The organism is Pseudomonas sp. GW821-FHT07G06 (genome assembly GCF_058986625.1).
Window position 1 is genome coordinate 89,705 of the sequence record NZ_JBYSVW010000017.1, and the last position, 25,629, is coordinate 115,333.

The 25,629-nt window shown below is 60.0% G+C and carries 24 protein-coding genes; 8 read left to right on the forward strand and 16 right to left on the reverse strand.

Features of this window, described 5'->3' with window-relative positions:
• Window positions 1–8: 8 nt before the first annotated feature.
• From AC3WJW_RS24330 to AC3WJW_RS24360, 7 genes are all read right to left on the reverse strand, one after another.
• Window positions 9–1,625: a GMC family oxidoreductase gene (locus AC3WJW_RS24330; protein WP_493727699.1), complete on the reverse strand. Its 1,617-nt coding sequence runs from the start codon at window positions 1,623–1,625 to the stop codon at window positions 9–11.
• An 11-nt stretch (window positions 1,626–1,636) separates the two neighbouring features.
• A complete protein-coding gene (locus AC3WJW_RS24335) occupies window positions 1,637–3,070 on the reverse strand; it encodes a coniferyl aldehyde dehydrogenase (protein WP_493727700.1) in 1,434 nt (477 codons plus the stop codon).
• Window positions 3,071–3,297: 227 nt separating this feature from the next.
• A complete protein-coding gene (locus AC3WJW_RS24340; protein ID WP_102674732.1) occupies window positions 3,298–4,878 on the reverse strand; it encodes an arylsulfatase in 1,581 nt (526 codons plus the stop codon).
• A 56-nt stretch (window positions 4,879–4,934) separates the two neighbouring features.
• The gene (locus tag AC3WJW_RS24345; protein WP_493727701.1) at window positions 4,935–5,768 is read right to left on the reverse strand and encodes an SDR family NAD(P)-dependent oxidoreductase; all 834 of its coding nucleotides are present in this window, start codon (window positions 5,766–5,768) and stop codon (window positions 4,935–4,937) included.
• Window positions 5,769–5,800: 32 nt separating this feature from the next.
• Window positions 5,801–6,223, reverse strand: a complete 423-nt coding sequence (locus AC3WJW_RS24350) for a MaoC family dehydratase (RefSeq protein ID WP_095967153.1) — start codon at window positions 6,221–6,223, stop codon at window positions 5,801–5,803.
• 12 nt (window positions 6,224–6,235) lie between these two features.
• Window positions 6,236–6,676 carry a MaoC family dehydratase N-terminal domain-containing protein gene (locus AC3WJW_RS24355; protein WP_095967154.1) on the reverse strand — a complete coding sequence of 147 codons (441 nt, stop codon included), beginning with the start codon at window positions 6,674–6,676 and terminating at the stop codon, window positions 6,236–6,238.
• A 10-nt stretch (window positions 6,677–6,686) separates the two neighbouring features.
• Window positions 6,687–7,871 carry a lipid-transfer protein gene (locus tag AC3WJW_RS24360; protein ID WP_493727702.1) on the reverse strand — a complete coding sequence of 395 codons (1,185 nt, stop codon included), beginning with the start codon at window positions 7,869–7,871 and terminating at the stop codon, window positions 6,687–6,689.
• 114 nt (window positions 7,872–7,985) lie between these two features.
• Between AC3WJW_RS24360 and AC3WJW_RS24365 the strand changes: the two genes are divergently transcribed.
• Together AC3WJW_RS24365 and AC3WJW_RS24370 are read left to right on the forward strand one after the other, a co-directional pair.
• Entirely contained in the window at window positions 7,986–8,999 is a 1,014-nt protein-coding gene (locus AC3WJW_RS24365) for an AraC family transcriptional regulator (RefSeq protein WP_007973383.1), read from the forward strand.
• 125 nt (window positions 9,000–9,124) lie between these two features.
• A complete protein-coding gene (locus AC3WJW_RS24370) occupies window positions 9,125–10,267 on the forward strand; it encodes an acyl-CoA dehydrogenase family protein (protein WP_007973384.1) in 1,143 nt (380 codons plus the stop codon).
• A gap of 174 nt (window positions 10,268–10,441) precedes the next feature.
• Here AC3WJW_RS24370 and AC3WJW_RS24375 read toward each other — a convergent pair whose 3' ends face one another.
• The 4 genes from AC3WJW_RS24375 to AC3WJW_RS24390 all read right to left on the reverse strand — a co-directional run bounded on the left by AC3WJW_RS24375 (window position 10,442) and on the right by AC3WJW_RS24390 (window position 15,274).
• Window positions 10,442–11,641, reverse strand: coding sequence for a patatin-like phospholipase family protein (locus tag AC3WJW_RS24375; RefSeq protein ID WP_493727703.1), 1,200 nt, complete (start codon window positions 11,639–11,641; stop codon window positions 10,442–10,444).
• 327 nt (window positions 11,642–11,968) lie between these two features.
• On the reverse strand, window positions 11,969–12,250 hold the full coding sequence (locus AC3WJW_RS24380; RefSeq protein ID WP_493727704.1) for a hypothetical protein: 282 nt from the start codon (window positions 12,248–12,250) through the stop codon (window positions 11,969–11,971).
• 341 nt (window positions 12,251–12,591) lie between these two features.
• A complete protein-coding gene (locus AC3WJW_RS24385; protein ID WP_493727705.1) occupies window positions 12,592–13,053 on the reverse strand; it encodes a VOC family protein in 462 nt (153 codons plus the stop codon).
• 85 nt (window positions 13,054–13,138) lie between these two features.
• Entirely contained in the window at window positions 13,139–15,274 is a 2,136-nt protein-coding gene (locus tag AC3WJW_RS24390) for a calcium-binding protein (RefSeq protein ID WP_493727706.1), read from the reverse strand.
• A 531-nt stretch (window positions 15,275–15,805) separates the two neighbouring features.
• On the opposite strand from AC3WJW_RS24390, the gene AC3WJW_RS24395 reads away from it, so the two are divergent.
• On the forward strand, window positions 15,806–16,366 hold the full coding sequence (locus AC3WJW_RS24395; protein ID WP_493727707.1) for a lipid-binding SYLF domain-containing protein: 561 nt from the start codon (window positions 15,806–15,808) through the stop codon (window positions 16,364–16,366).
• A gap of 232 nt (window positions 16,367–16,598) precedes the next feature.
• On the forward strand, window positions 16,599–17,813 hold the full coding sequence (gene gltS / locus AC3WJW_RS24400; RefSeq protein WP_493727708.1) for a sodium/glutamate symporter: 1,215 nt from the start codon (window positions 16,599–16,601) through the stop codon (window positions 17,811–17,813).
• 43 nt (window positions 17,814–17,856) lie between these two features.
• Here the strand turns inward: gltS and AC3WJW_RS24405 are convergent, their stop codons facing one another.
• Entirely contained in the window at window positions 17,857–18,771 is a 915-nt protein-coding gene (locus AC3WJW_RS24405) for a pirin family protein (RefSeq protein ID WP_493727709.1), read from the reverse strand.
• A 122-nt stretch (window positions 18,772–18,893) separates the two neighbouring features.
• Between AC3WJW_RS24405 and AC3WJW_RS24410 the strand changes: the two genes are divergently transcribed.
• From AC3WJW_RS24410 to AC3WJW_RS24420, 3 genes are all read left to right on the forward strand, one after another.
• Window positions 18,894–19,802 carry a LysR family transcriptional regulator gene (locus AC3WJW_RS24410; protein WP_493727710.1) on the forward strand — a complete coding sequence of 303 codons (909 nt, stop codon included), beginning with the start codon at window positions 18,894–18,896 and terminating at the stop codon, window positions 19,800–19,802.
• 94 nt (window positions 19,803–19,896) lie between these two features.
• Window positions 19,897–20,712, forward strand: a complete 816-nt coding sequence (locus tag AC3WJW_RS24415; protein ID WP_493727711.1) for an AraC family transcriptional regulator — start codon at window positions 19,897–19,899, stop codon at window positions 20,710–20,712.
• A gap of 107 nt (window positions 20,713–20,819) precedes the next feature.
• Window positions 20,820–21,893, forward strand: a complete 1,074-nt coding sequence (locus AC3WJW_RS24420) for a threonine aldolase family protein (RefSeq protein ID WP_493727712.1) — start codon at window positions 20,820–20,822, stop codon at window positions 21,891–21,893.
• A 79-nt stretch (window positions 21,894–21,972) separates the two neighbouring features.
• On the opposite strand, the gene AC3WJW_RS24425 is transcribed toward AC3WJW_RS24420, so the two are convergent.
• The 4 genes from AC3WJW_RS24425 to AC3WJW_RS24440 all read right to left on the reverse strand — a co-directional run bounded on the left by AC3WJW_RS24425 (window position 21,973) and on the right by AC3WJW_RS24440 (window position 24,556).
• Window positions 21,973–22,230, reverse strand: a complete 258-nt coding sequence (locus AC3WJW_RS24425) for an Atu4866 domain-containing protein (RefSeq protein ID WP_493727713.1) — start codon at window positions 22,228–22,230, stop codon at window positions 21,973–21,975.
• Between the two features lie 15 nt (window positions 22,231–22,245).
• Window positions 22,246–22,983, reverse strand: a complete 738-nt coding sequence (locus AC3WJW_RS24430; protein WP_493727714.1) for an SDR family oxidoreductase — start codon at window positions 22,981–22,983, stop codon at window positions 22,246–22,248.
• 133 nt (window positions 22,984–23,116) lie between these two features.
• Complete coding sequence (locus AC3WJW_RS24435; protein ID WP_493727715.1) at window positions 23,117–24,040, reverse strand: NADP-dependent oxidoreductase; 924 nt, start codon at window positions 24,038–24,040, stop codon at window positions 23,117–23,119.
• Between the two features lie 75 nt (window positions 24,041–24,115).
• Entirely contained in the window at window positions 24,116–24,556 is a 441-nt protein-coding gene (locus tag AC3WJW_RS24440; protein WP_493727716.1) for a DoxX family protein, read from the reverse strand.
• A gap of 154 nt (window positions 24,557–24,710) precedes the next feature.
• Between AC3WJW_RS24440 and AC3WJW_RS24445 the strand changes: the two genes are divergently transcribed.
• Window positions 24,711–25,613, forward strand: a complete 903-nt coding sequence (locus AC3WJW_RS24445; protein WP_493727717.1) for a helix-turn-helix domain-containing protein — start codon at window positions 24,711–24,713, stop codon at window positions 25,611–25,613.
• Window positions 25,614–25,629: the final 16 nt, after the last annotated feature.

Genomic DNA, 25,629 nt, shown 5'->3' on the forward strand with positions numbered 1-25,629 from the left:
AGACAGGCTCACAGGTGACGCGCGTCTTCCTTGAGCATGGCGGCAGCCTTTTCACCGATCATGATGGTCGGCGCGTTGGTATTGCCCCCGGGAATGGTCGGCATGATCGAGGCGTCGGCAATCCGCAGGCCTTCGACACCGCGCACCCGCAGACGCGCATCGACCACGGCCAGCGGGTCACTGTCAGGGCCCATCTTGCAGCTGCCTACCGGGTGATACTGGGTATCCGCGCGACGGCGTATGTCCTGCTCGATCTGCCGGTCGTCATTCCAGTCGACGGGATAGATCAGTTGCGGCCCGAAACGGGCGAAATGGGTGGACTCGAGGATCCGGGCCTGGGTCTTCGCCGCCTGGATCAGCAACTCGATGTCTTCCCGTCGATCGAAAAAGCGTGGGTCGATGACCGGCGCGTCGAGCGGATTGCGGCTGCGCAGGGTCACGGTGCCTGTGCTTTTCGGGCGCAGTACCTCGATATGGCAGCTGTAGCCATAACCCCAATGCAGGTGACGACCATGGTCGTCGACCACGGCGGTGACGAAGACCATCTGCAGGTCCGGTTTGTCCAGCGCCGGATCGGAACGCAGGAAGGCGCCGGCCTCGGCGAAATTGGTGGTCAGCATGCCGCTGCGCTTGCTCGCCCACTCCACGGCGGCGGCGGCCAGCTTGACGCTGGAACCCACGGTGAGACCCAGGCAACCCTCCGGATGACTGACCTTGTACGGCACCGTGTAGTCGATGTGATCCTGCAGGTTCTGGCCTACGCCTGGCAGGTCCACCAGCACCGGGATACCCAGCCGCGTCAACTCCTCGGCCGGCCCGATGCCCGACAGCATCAAGGCCTGTGGAGTACCAAAGGCGCCAGCGGCGAGAATCACTTCACGGCGGGCACGCACTTCCTGCACATCCTTGCCGTTGTGGTAACGCACACCCACGCAGCGCTTGCCCTCGAAGATCAGGCTGTGAAACGGTGCATTGAGGAAAAGCTGCAAATTTTTCCGATCAAGGATCGGCCACAGGTAGCCCTTGGCCGCGCTGCAGCGTTCTCCGTCCTTCTGGGTCACCTGGTAGCGGAAGCAACCGTCCTGCTGGCGACCGTTGTAGTCGTCAGTACGGGCGATGCCCTGCTCCTCGGCGGCGCTCATGAAGACTTCGCACAGCGGGCTCGGCGACTTCAGTTCAGCGACATTCAGCGGGCCGCCAGCGCCATGGAACTCGGTCTCGCCAAAGCGCTCGTTGTGTTCCGACTTCTTGAAATACGGAAGAACCTCCTCATAACTCCAGCCGGCGTTGCCGAGGTTCTCCCAATGGTCATAGTCCCAGCGATGGCCGCGGACGTAGACCATGCCGTTGATCGAACTGGACCCGCCCAACGCCTTGCCACGCGGCTGGTAACCCTTGCGCCCGTTGAGCCCCGGCTGGGGCACGGTTTCGTAGGACCAGTTATGGAAACCTTCGCGCATCATCACCACTACGCCCGGTGGTGCCTGAATCAAGACTTTCTTGTCACTGCCGCCGGCTTCGAGCAGGCAAACACTGACCTGAGGATCTTCACTGAGGCGCGCCGCCACCGGACAGCCACCCGAGCCACCACCCACCACCACGTAATCGAACACACTCTGACTCATATCAATCTTCCTCAAGACTTCACATCCGCATCCGGCTTGCCCAGGTAAAACGCCAGCGCCAGGCTCTGAAGCCGGCCGCCAAAGGGTGGATGGAAGAGATGGGTGGGAAACCAGGTACGCCTCTTGAACACAGTGCGTGCGTGACTGAGCTCGCGAAACCCTTCTTCTGCGTGATAGTTGCCCATACCGGAATTTCCCGTGCCACCGAAAGGAGCACCGTGGTTGAAAGCGTGCCAGCCCCAATCGTTGATGGTCACGCCACCGGAATGGGTCCGTTTGAGCAATCGATCGATGCTCGTCGTGTCGGTTGAAAAAATGTACAGCGCCAGGGGACGTTGCCCGCTGTTGATGTGGGCCACTACACCGGTGAGGCTGTCATAACCCAATACCGGCAGCAGCGGACCGAAAATTTCTTCCTGCATCACCCGCATTTCCGGCGTCACACCCGTCAGGATGTGCAACGGCATCCTGCGCCCCGGGGCAACCTCGCCACAGACAATGATCCGGGCGCCCTTGGCCCGCGCATCTTCAAGCAGGCCCTGGAGGCGCTGAAACTGACGATCATCGATGATCGAACTGTAGTCATCGTTAGCGGCCGGCTGCGCACCGTACAGCGCCTGGAACTGACCACGGACTTCGCCGACGAAGCGCTCGATATCGTCCTGGGGAACCAGGGCGTAGTCCGGTGCAATGCAGATCTGCCCGCCATTGGTGCCCTTGCCGTGAACGATACGTCGCGCGGCATCGCTCAGGTTGTAGTCCGCCAGCACCACCGCAGGTGACTTGCCACCCAACTCCAGTGTTACCGGTGTCAGGTTGGCTGCGGCGGCACGCATGACCAGACGCCCGACCCCAGGGGACCCGGTGAAGATGATGTGGTCGAATGGCAGCGAAGAGAAAAAACCCGGGTCTTCAAGCTCACCACCGACCAAGGCCACTTGCGAGTCGTCGAACACCTCTGCCAGCAAACGCTTGAGGACCTCGTTGGTGTGCGGGTTGAACTCGGACATCTTGAGCATCACCCGATTGCCTGCGGCGAGCGCACTGACCAGACCCGCAACGGCAATGTAAATCGGGAAATTCCATGCCGATATGACCCCCACCACGCCTTTCGCCTGATACTCCACCCACAACTGATTGCCCTTGAACAGCAGCTCTGTGGGGCGTCGGCTTGGCTTCATCCAGCTCCCCAGATGCTTGAGGGTGTGATTGATGTGCAAGATGCAACCCATCAGGTCAAGGAACTTGGTGTCGACGGCGGAGCGATGGCCAAAATCGGCGCTCATCGCCGCGACAATGGCGTCCTGGTAACGCCGTAGCTGGGTGCGCAGTGCGATCAGATTGGCCTGGCGCTCAGCCAGCGAGGAATGAGGTTGAGCACGGAAAGCCTCACGCTGGGTATTGAACACGCGGGCCACTCGCTGAACCGCCATTTCCTGGATCATGCCTTGATTCCTCTGAACTGAAGACCACCAACACCCACTGTCGCGTTCAACCATGCAGGTATCGCTGCGTGAGCAGAGGGTATGGCCGTCACTGTGGACTTCAAATAGCCGAAGACATCAAAGCTATTGCACTTGACCTCAGTTGCCGGCCGCCTTGCCTGGCACGACACTCGGGTGAAATCTTCGTCGCGCAAACAAAGATGCCACCCGGAGGTGGCATCGATGGGTTACTGCTGCTTCTGCTGCCGCGCGTTTTCTTCGATCTGCGCATCCACCCGCTTGCGTACCTGGTCGATACTGAAGCTGGCCGGTTTCTGGCTGGGCGGGTACTCGACGAAAGTTTGCAGGAACTTCGCGGCTTTCATCGTGGCCACACCAAGCAGGTAGGCGTTCTTGATTATCCAGTCGTAGTACTGATTGGAAACAACGTCCGCCCGTTCATAGGGGTCCATGCGCAAGTTGAAGATCTTCGGCGCCCGCAGACAGACGAAAGGTTCGCTCCAGACCTCAAAACCTCCTGGCTTGCGCTGCTCGCAGAACACCGCCTTCCAGTCACCGAAACGCGACGCGACCAGCACGCCGTCGTCGTTGAAGTAGTAGAACTCCTTGCGCGCACCGCTCTTGGCCTTGCCGGTCAGATAGTCGAGCTGGTTGTAGCCGTCCAGGTGCACCTTGAAATTCTTGCCCGCAAAATTCGCCCCCTTGAGCAGGCGTTCCTTGACGTCGGTATCACCCGCTACCGCCAGCAAGGTCGGGAACCAGTCGAGACCGGAGAACATTTCAGTGGACACTTCACCAGCCTTGATCTTGCCCGGCCAACGAACCATCGCCGGCACACGGAACCCGCCTTCCCAGTTGGAGTTTTTTTCGTTGCGGAACGGTGTGGTTGCCGCGTCCGGCCAGGAAAACTGATTCGGACCATTGTCGGTGGTGTAGACGACGATGGTGTTGTCGGCGATCTTCAGGTCGTCGAGGGTTTTCAGCAGTTTGCCGACGTCACCGTCGTGCTCGAGCATGCCGTCCGCGTACTCGTTGCCGGGCATGCCACTCTGGCCTTTCATCGAGTCGCGCACATGGGTAAACAGGTGCATGCGGGTGGTGTTCATCCACACGAAAAACGGTTTGTCTGCCTTGGCTTGTCTCTCCATGAACGCTTGAGCAGCGGCGGTGGTTTCGTCGTCGATGGTTTCCATGCGCTTGGCGGTCAGTGCGCCGGTGTCTTCAATCTTGCCATCGGCATAGGAATGGATGACCCCACGCGGTGTGGCGGCCTTGACAAAGTCCGGATCATCTTTAGGCCAATTGGCACGCTCGGGCTCTTCTTCGGCGTTGAGGTGATACAAATTACCGAAGAACTCGTCAAAACCGTGATTGCTCGGCAGGAACTCATCGCGGTCACCCAGGTGGTTCTTGCCGAACTGACCGGTCGAATAGCCCCGAGCCTTGAGTGCCTGCGCAATGGTAATGTCGCGCGCCTGCAGGCCGACTGGCGCACCGGGCATTCCGACTTTGGTCAGGCCAGTACGCAACGGCGTCTGGCCGGTGATGAACGAAGAACGTCCTGCGGTGCAACTGTTCTCCGCGTAGTAGTCAGTGAACATCATGCCTTCATTGGCAATGCGATCGATGTTCGGTGTTTTGTAGCCGACCACGCCATGGCTATAGGCACTGATGTTGGTCTGGCCGATATCGTCGCCGAAGATCACCAGAATATTGGGTTTATCCGCCGCCCCGGCTGTCGCCGAAAGGCCTATCAACGAGACGCCCACCAGGGCCATCCGCGACAACCACGCGCGCTTGTCTTTCATGATTTGTCCTTGTTGTTTTGACTGAATGCTTCGGATTGCCCGGACAGCGGTGGCGCTTAGATTCCGGTCAGACCGCCGCTACAGATCAACGTCTGGCCACTGACATAGTCGGACTCGGGAATGCAGAACATGTACACCGAGCCGGCAGCTTCTTGCGGGGTGCCGGCACGCCCCAACGGAATGCTGCGCTCGAGCATGGTCATCAGGTCAGGGTTGATGCCGACCTTGATCTCGCGACCTTCGATCTCGGCGGTGGCGTTACCGTCGGCGGTGGCTTCGGTCAGACGAGTCTTGATAAAGCCGTAGGCCACGCAGTTGACGGTGGTGTTCAGGCGCCCCCACTCCTTGGCCAGCGTCATGGTCATGCCGGTGATACCGGCCTTGGCGGTGGAATAGTTGGCCTGACCGGCATTACCGAACAACCCGGCAACGGAGGAAATGTTCACCACTTTGCGAATGTTACGCAGACCGGCGTCCTGTTCAGCCTTGACCAGGTTGCGGATGACCGGCTGCGCCGCGCGCAGGATGCGAAATGGCGCGGTAAGGTGCACATCGAGCATGGCGTACCACTGCTCGTCAGTCATCTTCTGGATCACGCTGTCCCAGGTGTAGCCCGCGTTGTTGACGATGATGTCCAGACCCTTGTAATGCTCGATCGCGGTGCCGACGAAGCGCTCGGCGAAGTCAGGCGCTGAAACGCTGCCGATACAGGCGACGGCTTCACCGCCCATGGCCTTGATGGCCTCGACCACTTCCTGAGCCGGCTCGGCGTCAAGGTCATTGACCACCACGCGGGCACCATCGGCTGCCAGCTTCAGGGCGATGGCACGGCCGATTCCACGACCGGAACCGGTAATCAGGGCAACTTTACCTTCGAGTTTCTTGCTCATCTGTCTCTTCCGCAAAAGGTTGAAAAAAGGGGTTAGCCTATGGCGATGGCGATCAACGCGTCGCCGACGATCTTGACCTGGCCGTACTGGTTGACCGTGGCCACCTCGACCCTGGCGCAACGTTCGCCGTTGACTTCGACGATCTCGGTTACCTGGCCCTTGCAGGTGATGACGTGCCCCAGGTGAGTGATGCCCTGGAAGCGCACGCCAAAGCTGCGCAGCCGGCTTTGCGGCACCCACTGGGTCAGCAGGCGACCCAGCCAGGCCATACTCAACATGCCGTGGGCAAACACGTCCGGCATGCCGGCCTTGCGGGCGAAATCCACGTCGATATGAATCGGGTTGAGGTCGCCCGAGGCGCAACCGAACCGCGCCAGCGTGGTGCGGTCGACCGCCGCCAGCGTCAGGGGTGGCAGCCGGTCACCGACCTTCACGTGTTGCAGTGAATGACTCATGGTCGGGACTCCTCAGTTGCGGACCACGAGCACGGTGCGCAACTCGGCGACCAGCTCGTTTTTGTCGTTGTGGACTTGCGAGGTCTTGACCAGGAACTCCAGCGCGCCGTTTTTCTTGTCGAAAATATCGGCGATCCGCGACTTCACCGTGACCGTTTCCCCGGCGCACACCGGCTTGTGATAGGTGAAGCTCTGTTCACCGTGAAGAATCTTCGCGATCGGGATTTCCAGATCCGCCAGCATGCTGTCCACGGTGCCGGCATCCAGCTCGGCACCGAACAGGAATGTCGGCGGGACCAGCACGTCGCAGAAGCCGGCTCCTTGGGCGGCAGCGAGATCGGTGTACAACGGGTCGGTCTCGCCAATGGTCCGGGCGAATGCGCAAAGACGCCCGCGCTCAAGCGTCATCGTGGTGGCGGCCAGTTCGTGGCCGATCCACTTCTTGTCGATCATCCGTCGCCCCTCAGACTTTTTCGTAGAGGGTGACGACGCAGGCGCCGCCCAACCCGAGATTGTGTTGCAGAGCCAGACGCGCGCCGTCTACCTGGCGTGGACCCGCCTCGCCACGCAACTGCTGGACCAGCTCGGTGCACTGGGCCAGGCCGGTGGCGCCCAGTGGATGGCCCTTGGAGAGCAACCCGCCGGAAGGATTGGTGACGAATTTGCCGCCATAAGTGTTATCGCCGTCCTCGACAAAGCGCTCCGCCCCGCCGATCGGGCACAGGCCCAGCGACTCGTAGGAGAGCAGCTCGTTCTGTGCGAAACAGTCGTGCAACTCGACCACCTGGATATCTTGCGGACCGACTCCGGCCGCCTCGTAGACCTTCTGCGCGGCCGTGCGGGTCATGCTGAAACCGACCACTTCGCGCATGTCTCTCGCATCGAACGTCCTGGACGTGTCGGTGGTCATGGATTGCGCACGAATGCGCACTGCGCCCTTCAGGCCGTGGCGCTTGAGGAAATCCTCCGAACAGAGGATCGCCGCCCCGGCGCCGCAGGTCGGCGGGCAAGCCATCAGGCGCGTCAGCACGCCGGGCCAGACGGCGGGCGAGTTCATCACGTCTTCGGCGCTGACTACGTTACGGAACAACGCCATCGGGTTGTTGGCGGCATGGCGACTGGCTTTGGCGCGGATCTTGGCAAAGGTTTCCAGGCGGGTGCCGAACTCCTGCATGTGCGCCAGGCCAGCGCCACCGAAGTAGCGCAGCGCGAGCGGGATGCCGGCGTGCCCGACCAACTCATCGGTGGCCAGGTCGAAGCGCTCGAAGGGGCTGGGGCGGTCGCCAAAGAGCGTGCCCAGCGCACCCGGGCTCATTTGCTCAAAACCCAGCGCCAGGGCACATTCCGCCGCACCGCCGCTGACTGCCTGATTGGCCAGGAACAGCGCGCTGGAACCGGTGGAGCAGTTGTTGTTGACGTTGACCACCGGGATACCGGTCATGCCGACTTCGTATAGCGCGCGCTGGCCTGCAGTGGAGTCACCATAGACGTAACCGACGTACGCCTGCTCTACCTGCGCGTAACCCACGCCGGCATCGACCATCGCGGCACGCAAGGCGGCAGCGGCCATTTGCGGATAGGGCGCGTTGGCGCCCGGCTTGACGAAAGGGATCATGCCGACCCCAATCACATAGACATTGCGACTCATAGCGGCTTTCCTGAATTTAAGTTGCGGCACGGTGTGACTTTGTGGGCTTAATGTGATGGCCGTGCGCAAAACCGCCAATGTCATGGCACCGCAAATGACTTGCAGAATCCACCAATGTCGAATCCAACCCCCGTTACCTTCGCCTCCGTTTTCGTCTCCTCCCTGCTCGCCGCAGCCCGTGATCGCGGCTACGAGATCGAGGGCTTTCTACGCGACGCAGGGATCGATCCACAGCAGCCTCAGGACTTGGACCACCACGTCACCGTCGACCAGTACGTTGCCCTGCTGCGCAAGACCATCAAGGGTCTCGATGACGAAGGCATCGCGCTGTTTTCGCGAAAATTGCGCCGCGGCAGCTTCATGCTGATGATGCGTTCAGCCCTGACCGGCGACACCCTGTTCGGCGCCCTGCGGGAATTCACCCACACCCTGCGGCTACTGCAAGACGACCTTGACCCGGTGCTGCTGGACGACGGTCGGCACGTACGGGTCGAACTGCACTTCCTCACCACCCAGGTCGAGTCCCGCGATTTCGCCCACGTGCTGTTTCTGCGACTGATCTGGCGCGTCATGGCCTGGCTGGAAGGCGGGAGCCTGCGCCCCGCCGGTATCGACGTGGCATTCACACAACCTGAATCGGTTGGCGACTACCGCAAGCTCTTCCCTACGGAACTGCGCTTCGGCACAGCCTTCTCGACTATCTGGTTCGACTCCCAGGCACTGCAGGCCCCCGTGCGCCGTGACAGTTCCCATCTGCATGAATACCTGGCCAAGGCCCTGCTCGACCTTCTGGTGCCCGCCATACCCGCACGCGTCAGCGACCGGGTGCGGGTCTATCTGCGTGAAGAACGCGCGCGCCATAGCGGCTGGCCAGACCTTGAACAGACCAGTGCCGCCTTGCACTGTTCGGCCAGTTCATTGCAACGTCACCTGGCTCAGGAAGGCGCCTCTTTCCAGAACATCCGCGATAGCCTGCGCCGCGACTGGGCGATCTACCGACTGAAAACCAGCAAGCTGCCGACACCGGTGCTGGCCGAGGAACTTGGCTTCGCCGACAGCGCCAGCTTCCAGCGCGCCTTCAAGCGCTGGACCGGCCAGACCCCGGGCCAGGTTCGCAAGGGCAACTGACAGATTGAGGCCAAGTGCAACAGCTTTGGGGCCAGCGGCTATGTGCGCGCACGGCCCCTCGTTCTAGGCTCGCATTTCGCACGCTGCCATCGGTGGCGAAGCCCAAAATTGCGGAGACCGAGCTTATGCTGCCCCAACTGCACCAACATTCCTGGATGGATAGCGACATCGAGGCCTATCGCGACCAGGTACGTCGCTACATCGCCAATGAGATGACACCGCACAACGATGCCTGGCGCGAACAGGGCTACGTGCCGCGCGAGATCTGGCAGGGCTTTGGCGAGATGGGTTTTCTGCTGCCGGAGATCAGTGAGGAATACGGCGGTGCCGGCGCGCCGCTGTCCTATCAACTGGTCGCCCTGGATGAACTGGCTCGCGCCGGAATGCCGCCCAGTACTGCGGTGCACTCCATCGCCACCCACTACATCCTCGACTACGGTACCGAAGAGCAGAAGCAAAAATGGATTCCCCGCCTGGCCAGCGGCGAGCTCTTCGCCGCCATCGCCATGACCGAACCCGATTGCGGCTCCGACCTCAAGACCCTGCGCACACGCGCCCGCCGTGATGGTGACGAGTACGTGATCGATGGTTCCAAGACCTTCATCACCAACGGCTACAGCGGCAACCTGGTGGTGATCGCCGTGCGCACTTCCGACGATGGCGCCAAGGGTATTTCACTGGTGGTGATCGAGACCGGGAATCTCAAGGGCTATAGCGTCAACAAGCTGAAAAAGATCGGCCTGCATGGTTCGGACACATGCGAAATGTTTTTCGACAGCGTGCGCGTACCGGTCGCCAATCTGCTCGGCCCGGTCGAAGGCAACGGGTTTATCCAGCTGATGAGCCAACTTTGCTATGAACGCATGTTGCTGGCTGTGCCCGCCGTGGCGGTCATGGAGCGTGCGCTGGAGCTAGCCACAGACTACGCCAAGGAACGCCGGATGTTCGGCCAGAAACTGTTCGACCTGCAGAACACCAAGTTCAAGCTGGCCGAGTGTGCCACCATCACCCACATCGCCCGCACATTCGTCAACGACTGTACCCAGCGCTTGCTCGACGGCAAGCTCGATCCTCAGGCCGCCTACATGGCCAAGTTGTGGTGCAGCGACATGCAGTGCAAGGTCACCGACGAACTGCTGCAACTGTTCGGTGGTTACGGGTATATGGACGAATACCCTATCGCCCGGATGTTTGTCGATTCGCGCGTACAAAAGATCTATGGCGGCGCCAATGAAGTCATGAAGGACCTGATCGCTCGTCAGCTGTAGGTCTGGGCTGCGCTTGTTTCCTTGGCAGCTCCCCTCCCTGGTGTCTGCTTATTTTGTTAGATGAAAAGCCCGCTCTTCGAAGCGGGCATTTACTGTTGTTGCCTCCCTCCTCCTGCTCCGCAAGCCAACACTCCCGACCGACGCAGTTGCTCCAGCCTCTCTTCAGCGGTTGTTTTACCGTTTAGCGTTTTCCAGGTACGGCAATTTATGCCACGGATAGCCCTTCGCGCTGAGTTGAAAGGCGTAATCGAATAAACGCTTCATGTACTCGCCATCGAATTTCCGATTGTGCGCAAAGGTGAAGTCGGAGCCAATGTACGCAAGGTTGAAATCCGCCCCATCCTGTTGCGCCATACGGTAGATACGCTCCAGGTCGCTGATTCCCTGGGTTTGAATCAAGGCACTGATGGCTCGACCGCCGATGCTCAATGTACGGCGCTTGGTCCCGGACCACTGCGGCTCCAGTGTCCCGTTACGAATGACATAGAAATGACGGTCGAATCGCAGCGGTGCTCCGGTGGATTTGCTCAGCGCCATCACGGTGCTGGGCGGGTAAAGAAACACTTGGGTGATGACCCCTCCGTCCACGTGCATTTCCTGGAACTGTTTGCCGTCAACGTCCACATCAATCATGACGGGTGAGACTGCACCGGGAATGCTCATTGACGCGAGCATGATGTTGCGAAAGAGGTCGAGCGCTCCCGGTGCCTGGCTTGCGGCAATCGCACCCATGTTCCAGGTGACGGGCCGTCCCGAATCGAGGTCTGTTGTGCCGATCAGCAGGATTCGTCCTTTGGCGTACTCCGTCGCAATGGCCTCAAGAGTCTGTGCAGTGACGTATTTTGCGATGAGCCGCGACAGTGGCTTGCTGTCCGCTATACCGTCGCTGGCAAAACGGGTTAATACGTTTCGCGAATGAAAAATGTCTTTGGGACCGATTGCGTTGGAGACATACCGAATCACGCTGTCGTAATCGGACCCCAGGTAAGCGAACGGGGCGACCAGGGCACCCGCGCTAATGCCGGTGACGACCTTGAACTGGGGGCGCGTCCCATGCGTCGTCCATCCCGCAATCAGTCCCGCTGCGAAGGCGCCCGCATCGCCGCCACCGGAAACCGCCAGCATATTGGCCAGCGGAAGGATATGGTTCGGCTTCCCGGCCTTGGCAAGCTCCTCGCTCTCACGCTTGTTGGACTGAACCGCATCCTCAATGAAAGGCGTCAGGTCGTGGTCCAGCCTGTAGCGAGCATTGGGGATGCCGGGGAGGACCGCTCTTTCCGTCAAGGTTGGCGGAACAGCGTCACGACGTGGCAGACACGCTTGAAGAAACATGTCCAGAGTTGAGGCGCCAGGTCTGAGCGGGAATGGTTTCAAAGCGCGTCTCCAGCCCTTGCCGTCGTCAGCAAGCGCTCATCATCGCCGAGAGAGTCCCTACCCCTGGTGCTCGAGATGACTACACGCCAGCCCCGCCAGCGGCACTTCATTCGAACGCCGGGCTGCTCATTCTGCGCTCCTTTACCTGATAAAAAAACTCATTGGCCGCGCGCACCAGGTTTTATGCGAAAGCCATTGGACTCACCAGATCAAGGGGCAGAGCGTAATATTCAACAAGCCGGGTTGGAGCGCCTGATGAAAGGGCATAATTTCAATAACCAGCAGAAGATGTATCAGAACCTCTGGCTCGCGAGTAACAACCCACTATTAGAACAGGACGTTGTATTTATTGTTGGCGATATTCAGTGTTGCCATAACCCTGACAGAACTATCAGCGTAGAACTTCTGGACAATACCGTCATATACACAGAGCACAACCCCTTCACCCGCCACATATGAACTACCGTTATCCACCAGCATCAAGTTGTGCACGCCGTAACTACGAGTGATATCCGGCTTGAGCTTGTTGCAAATGGCCAGATGATCAGGTTCGCCAGCAATGGCGATAAGGGGTGCAAGCAGGGTCAACAGGATGAGTGACTTTTTCACTTTGGCTCGCCTTAACGCACATTTAGTTTGAATCTGACAGGCTCGGCATTCAGCAACTCTGCAGACACAACAGGCTCATGACTATACATTTCCACCTGGGTGTCGGAGCAAATGCAAGATACCCGTGATTAGCTGCCTTAAAGTTCATGGCGCCGGATGGTAATTTTGGCTTGACTACCTGTCAATATGCGATATCTGCTAGCTTTTTATGCAGCATCGAATTCCATCAAACACAAAAATCGACTGTTTAACTATTGGAAAATCAATAATAAAACCGACAAGCCAACCAGGTTAATACTGATCTTCCATCGTTAAGATCAGCGATATGCAAGGCACCCAAGTTATCTCATGCTTCGAGAATCGTGCTGCCCGAGTTCCTGGGCAAGTCCGATGAGAATGCCTTCGGGCCCCCGGATGTAGCACAGACGATACATCTCCTCGTACCGGACCACTTTGCCGACGAGCTCTGCGCCATATTTGTGGAGCCTGGCGAGTGTGTCGTCGATGTCTTCCACGGTGAACATGACTCGCAGGTAACCGAGCGCGTTCACCGGGGCGCGGCGGTGATCGGCGACCACGGGGGGTGCGAGGAATCGGGAAATTTCGAGCCGGCTGTGACCGTCCGGCGTGCGCATCATGGCAATCTCGACGCGCATGCCGGGCAATCCCGTGACGCCATCTGCCCAGTCGCCCTCAATGGGGGCGCGCCCTTCGAGCTCAAGGCCCAGCTCGGTGAAAAACTCAATGGCAGTGTCGATGTCTTCTACAACGATGCCGATGTTGTCCATGCGCTTGACCGTCATGATGTCTCCCTGGCGCTTGAAGGAGCCCGACGCCCGGCCTGAGGCATGCTCACGCCCTCCCCAGGCGTGAGCATGCGTCGATCACTCAGGTAAAGGCGAAGTCCGACTCGGTGATGGCGGCCTGTGGCACGCCGCTCAAGGTGATGGTTCCTACCCCCGGTTGGCCCGTGACGCTGATGATGGCCTCGCCGAACTGTTCTCCAATGGTGAGGTTGGCGAAGGTCAGACCGCTGGTGCTCAGGTCGATCAGGTCAGTGCCGTCCTCGAAGTCGGCGATGGTGTCCGTTCCCCAGAGGGCGCCGAACTGGAACCTGTCCGCATCGAGGCCGGGTTCGAACTGGGCGCTGCCGACCATGAAGTCATCCGCCGCGCTGCCCACCAGCCGGTCGTCCCCCGTGCCACCAATCATGAAGGCGCCTGCGCTGCCCGATTGCAGAGTGTCGTTGCCTTCATTGCCCTCAAGGGTCGTCTGGAAGGCGAACTCGGCGCTGCTGCCGATCACCAGGTCGTTGCCGGCTCCACCGAAGGCACTGCCGAAATCCTCGATGGTGAGCGTGTCGTTACCCTCGCCGCCGAACAGATTATCCAGGCCTGTGCCGCTGAGGAGCACGTCGTCACCCGTACCGCCATCGAGCAGGTCCTCCCCTGCCTGGCCGAACAACTTATCGTTGCCGCCGAGGCCGAAGATCTTGTCGTCGCCATCGGTGCCGACGATGATGTCGTTGCCATCGGTGCCCGCCGTGACGAACTCGGTATTGTTACCGAAGTCGCCCACCGTGAAGTTCTTGACGCCGAGGAAGTTCGCCGTGAAGTCGGTGCTGTCGAGCCGGCCGTTGTCATCGTCGTCCGCTATCAGCCAGGTGTTGCCCTGGCGGACCGTGTAGAACAGATCGGTGATGCCGTTGCCGCCGCCGACCAGTACCGCGCCAAGCTGTGGATTGAGCGTGACCTGACCACGAAATACGAACTCATCGTTCAGCTCGAGCGTATCGCCCCCGGCCACACCTGCGCCCTGGAAGTCCTGGACCGTATCGAAGGTCGCGAAGGTCGAGCTCGGGTTGAACGAGCCGAGGAAGAACTCGAACTCGTCATTGCCGGCACCGCCGTTCAACTGGTCTGCCCCGGCGTCGCCTTCAAGCGCATCGTCACCATTGCCGCCGAACAACTGGTCGTTGCCGGCATCGCCGAACAGTTCGTCGTTGCCGTCTTCGCCGAAGATCTGGTCGTTACCCTCTCCGCCAAAGAAGTCGTCGTTACCGACACCGCCGAACAACTGGTCGTTGCCGGCATCGCCGTCGAGGGTATCGTTGCCGGCACCCCCATTGACGATGTCAACGCCGTTGCCGCCGGAAAGCGTCGTGTCATTGCCCGCGCCACCATCAATGATGTCGTTGCCGTCGCCCCCCGTGATGAGGTCGCGGTCATCGCCACCGTTGAGGATGTCATTGCCCAGCCCCCCGGTAAGCCGGTCGATTCCCGCGCCACCGTTGAGGATGTCGTTGCCGGCGCCGCCGTCGACGATGTCATTGCCGTTGCCGGCGTTGACCACGTCGTTGCCACCGAGCGCCAGGATCGTATCGGCGTCCGGGGTGCCGTTGATCACGTCATTGCCCTCGGTGCCACGCACGACGAAGGCTGTGGTGCCGAAATCGGCTCTGGTGAGGTTGTGCTGTCCCGTCAGCTGTACGGAGAAGTCACTGGCGTCGAGCACGCCATTGTCGTTGGAGTCCGCGAACAGCAACGTGCTGGCGGCGCCAACGGCATAGAACACTTCGGTAAAACCGTTGCCGCCGAAACCGAGCGAAGCGCCCAGCGTCGGCACCGTGGGGCGAGCCCCCTCGAAAACCAGGCGGTTGCTCGCGGAGAGAAGCAGGTTGTCACCACCGGCAACGCCGGCCCCCTGGAAGTCGGTCACTGTGTCGCGGGCCAGGGAAGTGGAATCCGCGCCACTGCCGACGAACCAGTTGAAAGAATCATTATCCGCGCCCCCGGTCAGGGTATCGGCACCGACATTGCCCGTGAGACTGTCGAGTCCGGCGCCACCGCGCAGGAGATCATCGCCGTCACCACCAACGATTTCATCGTTGCCGTCACCACCTTCTATCGTGTCGTTGCCTCCGTCACCCAGGATAAAGTCGTCGCCACCCAGGCCGAAGATCTGATCAGCCTCCGGGTTGCCAAATATGAAGTCGCCTTGTTCAGTCCCATTGATAACAGCCATGGTACTACCCTCCATTGAAGGAAATGGTAAGCGTTAACTGCGTTACAGCGGGTTGAGGAAAATTAGACAAGCCCAAGGGCTCACAAGTGCGCCATTTGGGCCTTACCGTTTATCGCGAGTGCAGACGGGTGTTCTGGAGCCTTCGCCAACCTTCCAACGTCGCCACATGGCTGGTTCGGGGGTTCCAGGTCAGGAGGGTTTGAAAAGCTGTCATCCTTCGGCGACTGGAGGAAACATTTGGCAATACTAAAGGCTTCCCCTGCGTGAACTTTTACAAAAGTTCTACCGCACACCTTTTTACTCGACAGATACCCAAAGAAAGGCCGGCCGAACGAACACCACCATTACGCAGTGGTCACAACATCTGATGGCAGCGCAAATGACAGGTGGTCAAGAACCTGCTTCATACAAAAGCGATGCTTGAATTCACACATTTCAGGGTGCGCCGGATAACCTCAGCGGATTCAGTTCCTGCCAAATGCAGGCGCCTACCGCTGCTCTCATCCAATGCTCCCTCAGCGGAGTATGCAAATGACTCAATCAATGCGGTTCTTCCTCTCGTTCTTCCTCGCCACTGCAACATTGGCATCGACCGGTTTCCTCAACAATGCAGGAGCGGCCACCGCCGAGGATCTGAATGCCGATGCCAAACAAGCCTTGCAATTGCTTTACAAGGCCCATCCTTTTGCCGAAAAAATCTCGCACGAAGCCAAAGCGGTGCTGGTTTTCCCGAAAATCATCAAGGCGGGCCTTGTGTTCGGTGGTAGCTACGGCGAAGGGGTCCTGATGAAAGGCAGCACAGTCGAGAATTACTACAACTCCGTCAGCGGTTCATGGGGGCTGCAGGCCGGCGCCCAGTCGTACGGCTATGCAGTTTTCCTGATGACCGATAAAGCCGTGAAATATGTCGCCGAAACCAAGGGCTGGGAAATCGGTGTGGGACCAACGGTTGTCGTGGTTGATGAAGGGGTGGCGAAGAACCTGTCCAGCTCGACGCTGAAGGACGACGCCTACGCGTTCATCTTCGACCAGCAAGGGTTGATGGCGGGGGTCAGTATCGAGGGAACGAAGATTTCCCTGATCAAGCGCTAGACTCAGCCGTTTGACTGGCTATCGGGAGCGTGATGGCGGCCTATGCCAATACTGGTGGGTTTTCCCATTCAGGCTAGGCTGTCCTCACTGCTGGCGCACAGACGTAGCTGATGATTGGACTTTCTGGACGAGCAAGGCTGGCAGTGGCTGTATCGACCATTCATTGATCCAGGTCTAAACATTGAATGATCGAATCCTGATAATGATTGATCAGTTTTTAGGTAGGCCTTAAATGACTTCACAGCTCTTCCAGGTTCACGGCCTCGTGAGTTTTACCCTTGCCATCCTCCTGCTTTTCCTCGGCAAAACCCTCGTCCAGCACAACGCCTTTCTCCGTCAATACTGCATCCCCGAATCGGTCGTCGGCGGCTTCGTCTGTGCGGCGGTGACGTCCTTGCTCTACTTCGGCCTGAATATCCAGGTCGAATTCGATCTGCAGGTTCGCGACACCCTGCTGCTCTATTTCTTCGCCGGCATTGGCTTGAAATCGGACATGCGCCAACTGCTCAAGGGTGGACGCCCGCTGCTGATCCTGCTGTTACTCGCCGCTGTGTTCATTCTCCTGCAGAACTCGTTGGGTATGGGTGTGGCCCAGGCGTTTGGACTTGATCCCAAGGCGGGCCTGATGGTGGGTTCCATCTCCCTCACGGGCGGAGTGGGCACCACTCTGGCCTGGGCACCGCTTTTCGTCGAGAAACTGGGAATCAGTAACGCCCATGAACTGGGCATCGCCAGCAACACCGTCGGCCTGATTGCCGCTTGCGTCATCGGCGGCCCTATCGCCAACCGACTGATAAGTCGTTATCGGCTGACGCCGTCCAGGGACGCGGAGCTGGAAGTCGGCATTCTCGAGCAACAACCGAGCAAGGCACTGGACTACTACGACGTGCTCTGGGCGTGGATGTGGCTCAACCTGACCCTGATGCTCGGCTATGGACTCAACCTGTTGCTGGTCGATGCCGGCGTCACCCTGCCCAAATTTGTCAGCTGCCTGTTCGCGGGCATCGTCATTCACCACCTTGTGCTGGCCTTTGTGGGTGATCAACGCCTGAAAAGCTGGAGCGGCGCCAGCCTGGGTCTGTCGCTGATCTCCGATATCTGCCTGGGCATGTTTTTGACCATGGCCCTGATGGGGCTCCAGCTATGGCAGCTCAGCGGCGCGCTGTTGTTCATTCTGTGTGCGTTGACCCTGCAAATTCTGCTGACGGTCGCCTATACGTATTTTGTGGTCTTCCGCTTCATGGGGCGCGATTACGAAGCCAGCGTGATCGCTTCCGGATTCGGCGGGATCGCCCTCGGTTCCACGGCGACAGCCATCGTCAACATGTCGACCGTGACACAGAAGTACGGCGCGGCGCACCAGGCCTTCCTGATCGTGCCACTGGTGTGTGGTTTTTTCATTGACCTGGTCAATGCCGTGATCATCAGCCTGTTCAGTGGTCTTTAGCGACCGCCCCTTCGCTTCTCGTACGGCCAGGCACACGTCAGGTTTATTTGAAAACCGGCACGCTGCCTGAGCCGTCGGGCTTTTTCAGATACTCACGCAACCGGGCGCCAATCTCGGCGATTTTCGCCTCCCCCGCCCGCAAGGCTTGCGGGTTGGTATGCACCGAGTAGTTCCCCAGTGCCAGTTCATGGGGATGGGGTAACGCCGAGCCGATCACGAAGACCGTATCCTTGTGCATGGCCTTGAGCGTGACGGCACCGCTACCGGGTTCGAAGATCACCATTTCTCCAGCCATGACCACCCCGGGCGCGCCAAGGGCTCCGCGGCTGACGCTCAACCACAACGACTCATGACCATCGGGCGGCACATAACTCCAGGATTCCCCGGCACGCAGCGTGACCAGCAGATAATTCATGCCGGCGGGAGCGCGGACCGGACTCTGAACGCCCTGATAGGTGCCGAGAATCACCCGCGCCGGCCCCACTTCGGGCATCGCGCTGGACTCCAGGTACTGGCTATCGACACTGGCGTTTTCCAACGCCGGCGGCAGTGCCACCCACAATTGAAAGCCCTGGATCCGTTTCGATGTCCCCATCGACATTTCCTTGCCGTGCCAGACCCCGCCTCCGGCCCGCATCCACTCGACACCACCGTAATCGATCATGCCCTTGCCCGAATCCGCATCCTCGAAGCGCAAGTTGCCTTCGGTGATGACGGTGACAGTGGCGATGCCCGAGTGCGGGTGCATGGGCATGCCGTTGATGAACGAGCTCTCACCTTCGAACAGGTCAAGGAACACAAAGGGCTTGATCAGGTGGCCGAGATCACCGGGGCTCATCAACCGGACGATGGCGCCATGCCCGCTGCCTGTGGTGCGGTAGCTGATTGCCCGATAAGAGTCGGTTTCACGCGCAGTGCCCGGAGCAACCGCGTTGTAAGGCTGTGGCTGAACGTTCATCTGGATCACTCTAAGCAGGAGGCCTCGCGGCCCGATACCCCAGACAATAGAGCGAGGTCGATTACTTGATTAGCCGGTACAATTGGATTGCACTCGTCCACCCATGTCAGGAATGACCGGCCATGCTCGACCTCAATGACATCGCGATGTTTGTCCAGGTGGTCCGCTGCGGCAGCTTTGCCGAGGCGGCGCGCCGGCTGGGCATGCCGCCCAATACCCTGAGTCGCCGCATCCAGCAGCTCGAAGCGCACCTCGGCACGCGGCTGCTGCAACGGTCCACCCGCAAGCTCACGCTCACCAGTGCCGGCCAAGGCTTTCACGAGCGTTGCGTGGGAGCCGTCGATGGTCTGCTCGAAGCCGGACAAGCGCTGATGACCGGCAGCAACGAGCCCAGCGGGCTGGTGCGCGTGGCGGCTCCCGCCGACTTTTTCGACTTTTTCCAGATGGAGTGGGTGAGCGGGTTTCTGGCCGAGCACCCGCGCGTGCGGCTCGATTTCGTGCTCAGCGACGCGAAGGCCGACCTGATCGCAGAACAGATCGACGTCGCCTTTCGCGGCGGCCCCTTGCGCGATTCCGGCTTTGTCGGCCGGCAGATTCTTGATCCGCGCAGCGTCGGCATGGTGGCCAGCCCGGCCTACATCGCGGCGCGTGGCGCCCCCCGCACCTTGCAGGACCTGGCGGACCACGACTGTGTGATCTCCGCGCAGCCGGGCGGTCACGCTACCTGGCGCCTGGTCGGTCCCGATGGCGAGGAAGAAGTACAGGTTGCCGGGCGCTTCAGCGGCAATACCGCACAGGCATTGCGCAAGGCCGCCGTGGCCGGGCTCGGCATCGCGCTGCTGCCGCCCGTGATGGCCAGGCTAGAGGTAGAGACCGGCGCGCTGATCCCGGTACTGCCGCAATACCAACCCAAAGGCTATGGCCTGAACGTGCTGTATCCGAGCCGCCGGCAGCTGCCTTTGGCGGTATCGGCATTCATCGGGCTGGTGATCCGGAAGATGAATACGGCAGACTCACTGCAGGTGCCTTAGTAACCCCCGTTACTGGCACCCCATGGATCTGAACCGCGTGAGCACCTAAACTTTGGGCACCCCTGCCCTCCTCGCCGATTGTTGAACGGGTCCCATGACTGAGCATGCCAAGTACCATCACGTGTCCGAAGTACCAGGCCTGGTCTTGGGTTCCGCACGTTTTGCGGATGTCGGCTTCGATAGCCATTACCACCTCGATTTCCACATCGGCTTTGTCACCGAAGGCATCCAGCGTCATCGTTCGAAAGGCGAGTCGTTTCTTTTGGGGCCGGGCCGTATTGCCCTGATGCCGCCGGGTGAAATTCACGATGGTGCGTCCGAAGGCGGCGGCGCCTATACGCTCAAGACGTTCCGTCTGTCGCAGGCACTGATCGCGGACATGACCGAGGAGATCAGCGGTCAACCGAGAGAGCTTGAGTTGAGCAGTGTGTTGCTCGAAGACCCGCGGCTTGTCGGCAACCTGCGCGGTCTGCACGAAGCGATGCAGCAGGCCGTTGGACTTGGCAGCCTCGCGGTGCAGACACAATGGATCACCCTGCTTGAACACCTGTTGCGCCAGTCACGGGCAATCACGCCCGAAAGCATTCCCGGATCGCTCTCGGCCCTGCAATGGTCGCGCGTCAGGGACTATTGTTTCAGCCACATCGATCAGCGCATCACGCTCGATGATCTTGCCGGACTGTGCGGTCTGGGCCGATTCCCGTTCCTCAAGCAGTTCAAGCGGACCATCGGCATGACGCCACACGCGTGGCTGCTTCGGCTGCGTCTTGAACGGGCATGTGGCCTGCTATCGCGCAGCGGCCAACCGATCGTCGATGTCGCCCACGCCGTCGGCTTTTACGATCAGAGCCATTTCAACCGCGCCTTTCGCCAGGCATTCGGCGTCGCACCCTCGCGCTACAGGACTTAGGGTGTCGCACAGGCCAGCGTCAATTTTTTACAAGCGCGACAACCGTCCCTCTCCTTAGGATGCGCCAATCCAGGCGAAACACCTTCGCCTGCGCAGCCGAGAATTCGATGATGAACGGTGAAACTAACAGACCGCCCGCCCTGGGTTTTTCAAGTGACAACATCGCCGGCGCATCGCCGGAGGTGGCACACGCCCTCGTGAGGCACAGCACGGGCCAGGCGGGCCCCTATGGCAGCGACGAGTTGACGGCGCAGGTCCAGCGCAAATTCAGCGAGATCTTCGAGCGCGACGTGGAGGTCCTTCTCGTGCCCACCGGCACCGCCGCCAACGGCCTGTGCCTGAGCGCGATGACACCACCCTGGGGCAATATCTATTGCCATCCCGCCAGTCACATCAACAACGACGAATGTGGCGCGCCCGAGTTCTTCTCCAACGGCGCGAAGCTGATGACCATCGACGGCCCCTCGGCCAAGCTGGACATCAACCGACTGCGTGAGCGCACCCGCGAAAAACTGGGTGACGTGCACACGACCCAGCCCGCCTGCGTCAGCATCACCCAGGCCACCGAAGTCGGCAGCCTCTACACCCTGGACGACATCAAGGCCATCGGTGAGGTCTGCAAGTCAGCCTCCCTCGGGTTTCATATGGATGGGTCCCGATTCGCCAACGCCCTGGTGTCCTTGGGATGCTCGGCGGCAGAGATGACCTGGAAGGCCGGCGTGGATGCCCTGTCGTTTGGCGCCACCAAGAATGGCGTGCTGGCAGCGGAAGCCATCATCCTGTTCAACTCATCACTCGCGACCGAGTTGAACTACCGTCGCAAGCGCGCAGGTCATCTCTTCTCCAAAATGCGTTTTCTTTCGGCGCAGATCGATGCGTACCTGACCGATGATCTCTGGCTGCGCAATGCCCGCCAAGCCAACGATGCCGCCCAGCGCCTGGCGCAGGGGCTTGCCGGGCTGAACGGCGTTGAAGTGCTGGGCGGCACCGAGGCGAATATCCTGTTCTGTCGGCTGGACTCTGCCGTGATCGATGCACTGTTGAAGGCCGGGTTCGTCTTCTACCATGATCGCTGGGGCCCCAACATCGTGCGTTTTGTCACCTCGTTCGCCACCACCGCCGAGGATGTCGATCACCTGTTGAGCCATGTGAGGCGAGTGGTGAGGTCGGTACACGCATAACGGGCGCAATGCGCGATGACGGATGGCGGCGGTGCTCACGCCATGTCGAATGAGCACCCGCCACTGCGGCGTCAGGTGTCTACATCTGGCGATAAAGAATCATGCCCGCGTGATACAGGATCCCGTCGCGGAACTCCCCGTCAGCCGTGAAGCCGGTGTCATCGACGTACTCGATGTGGTCACCCTCCAGCCAATACTGGCCCTGATAGGCACTCGTCTTGCGGCCCCGGGCTTCATCGTACCGGCCACCCGGTAACAGCTCATGGCGGATGAGCCCGTCTGCCGTGACCCACAGACCGACGTACTTATCCTGATCAGCGGATTTTTTCCTCGTCATGTTCAGGTCCTCCGTTCAGAACGCGCTGGCGGTCGGGCGGACAATCAGCTCACTGACGTCCACATCGGCAGGTTGTTCAATGGCGTAAGCGATCGCACGAGCAACCGCCATGGCAGGGATGGCGATCTTGCGGAACTCGCGCATCTCGGCCCGTCCGCCTTCATCGGAAATGCTCTCGGCCAATTCGGACTCGGTAACCCCTGGGGAAATCACCGTGACACGAATGTCCCCGCCGACCTCCTGGCGCAACCCTTCCGAGATGGCGCGCACGGCAAACTTGGTCGCACAGTAGACCGCCGCCGTCGGGCTGACGGTGTAGGCACCGATCGAGGCGATATTGATGAACTGGCCTGATTGCTGTTTTTGCATCAGCGGCAAACCGGCCGCGATACCGTGCAAGACCCCGCGAATATTGACGTCGATCATCTGGTCCCACTCGGAGACTTTGAGCGCCTCGAGTTTCGACAGCGGCATCACCCCGGCATTGTTGACGATCACATCGACCCGACCATGCAGCTTCAACGCAAAGTCCACGAACGCTTGTACGTCGTCTCGGCGGGTGACATCCAAGGCCTGGAAGTGAGCGACTCCACCGCTCGCGTTGATCTCGCCACAGAGTATTTCGAGGCGCTCGGTACGACGTGCCCCGAGCACGACATGCGCCCCCTTGCTGGCTAACAGGCGCGCTGTCGCCTCGCCTATGCCACTGCTCGCGCCCGTGATCAGAACGACTTTTTTCGAGATGTTCGACATGACCCTAATCCCTCACTTGAGTGTCTGGTGACGCGAGAGCGGTGTCTCGCTGCCAGTCCAGATTAGGGATAACGGTGGTCGGCCAGTTAGTCAGATCCTTCTGACAACTTGCCTGATCCTGTCGGGGAACACCTTACTTCGTTGCGTCCAGGACAAGCCTGCCCTGTAAATGCCGGCCCATGCTTTTCTCGATCGCCACTTTCGCCTCACTCAACGGGAATGCCTCGACGTCGACGGAGAGGTGTCCCTTGTCGAACAGTTCGGCAATCAGCGAAAGCTGCCGGCCATCGGAGCGGGTGGCAAAGTTGGCGGGGGTCACACCGTAGTCGTTGGCCAGCGACATGTTCGGCAGGCTCACGGGCGATACCAGCACGCCGTGTTTTTTCAGCACCGCAAAGGAACGGGTCTGTGTGTCGCCGCCCACCAGGTCCAGTACCACATCGACACCGGACACCAGCTCTTCGAATGCCTGGGTCCTGTAGTCGATGGTGTAATCCGCGCCGAGGTCTTTCAGGTAAGCGTGATTATGCGCGGAGGCCGTTGCGTAGACTTCGGCGCCCAGGTACTTGGCAATCTGCACGGCCATGCTGCCCACACCACCGGCCGCGGCATGGATCAACACTTTCTGCCGACGTTGCACACCCGCGTGTTCGGTCAGGGCCTGCCAGGCCGTCAGGGCTGTTGCGGGGACAGCGCTGGCCTGCAAGGCACTGAGTGATGTGGGTTTCAGCGCCAGTTTTGCAACCTGGGCGACAGCTTTGGTCGCATAACCTCCGACGATGTTGATGAAGCCAAACACTTCATCGCCGAGGCTGAACTCAGTGACGCCCTGCCCCAGCGCGATCACGGTACCGGCCACTTCAACCCCCGGGGTAAAGGGCAGCGGCAAAGGGATGAACGCTTTCATGGCACCGGAGAGGATCTTCCAGTCAATCGGGTTCACCCCGGCTCCGGCGACATCGATCAGCACTTCACCGACACCGGCCACCGGGTCGGCAATGTCTTCCAGACGTAAAACTTCAGGGCTGCCGTATTCGTACACGCGTATGGCTTTCATGGAGGCCTCGACTATCGAAAAAGAAGGGAGAAGAACATTGCGCTGCGAGGGGCTGGCCTTCGCAGCGCGGGGGTATCAACGACGGCGGGCGTCGAGGCTGAAACGACCGGCACCGAAGGCCACGACCTGCAACAGGCCACCCGCCATTGCGATGTTCTTGAAGAAGTGGATGAACTGGTTTTGATCGCCCAGGGCGTTATGGAAAGCCAGTGCGGTAAACACACTGAACACAGCCAGCACAGCGGCAACGGTGCGGGTGCGGTAACCGGCGATCAGTGCCAGGCCACCACCGACTTCAACGATGATCGCCAGCGCCAGCGCCAGTTGTGGAAGCGGAAGACCCACAGAGCTGATGTAGCCGACCATCATGGCCGGAGCGGCCAGTTTCGAAAAACCGGAGAGGATGAAGATTGCGCTGAGCAGTACGCGGCCGATCAACGAGGCCGTGGCTTGGGTGACATCGGAGCGGCTCTGTTCAGCGGTGGCGGAATGAGCGATGTTTGCGGAAGTCGTCATGAGGCATTTCCTTCAATGGGGTGCGATTCGACATGAACCGCCCTGTTGAGGAAATGTTGCTCCTGGACAGCTCATCTGAATAGCCGACTAATTTAGATCATTAGATTCGATAAAATAGACAAGCGAATCACCCCCATCGAAAGGGAGCTCAATCGTGCAAACCGCTGAGCGAACGTCTGCAACAGGCCTGGAAGCCCACATTCGCGGTCAGCGCCTGGCCGCCTCCGACGAAGTTTTTTCCAACGATGTGCTGGTGCAGATCTTTACCCGCGAGCGGATCGAGCAAAGCGTTATCGTTCCTGCCGTGGCTGAGCCGCTGATTGTCTGGGTACTTTCCGGGAGCGCCACCATCGAGGAACGGGAGGCTGGCGAAGCGTGGCGGGCGAGTGAAGTGACAAAGGGGGATTTTTTCCTCACCACCAGCGCCGTGCCCTACGAAATGCGCTGGCAAGTGACCAGTGCGGAGCCCTTTGTGGTGATGCACATTTACCTCGGCCTGCCCCTGCTTGAACGTGCAGTCCAGGAAACCCGCAAACACGTCACTGGTTCGATTTGTCTGCGTGAGATATCCGGTGGTCGAGATGCAGCGCTGTCGGTGCTGTTCGAACAGTTCAGAGTTGAACTGACCACCCAGGGAGAAACCAGCCCACTGCTGATGCAAGGCATCGCCCAGTGCATCGCCGTGCACCTGGCGCGCCACTATCTGGATGCGCAAGCCGATAACATCGTTCAGCGCAACGCCCTGCCGGCCTTCAAGCTCAGGCGTGTGGTGAGTGCGATGGAGAAGTCGCTGGCTGAGACGTTTTGCCTGGGGGATCTGGCCGCCGCAGCCGGGATGAGCGAGTACCACTTCAGCCGCCTGTTCAAACGCGCCACGGGGCTTTCACCCTCGCGCTACTTCATCAGGCTGAGAATGACCAAGGCCAGGCAACTGCTGATTGAAACCGACATGAGCATCATCGATGCCGGACTTGAGGTCGGGTACAGCAGCGCCAGCCATTTTTCCCAGGCATTCAAACGGGAGGTCGGCGTCCTGCCCAGTCATTACCGCAAATGAAAACGCGGCACGACGC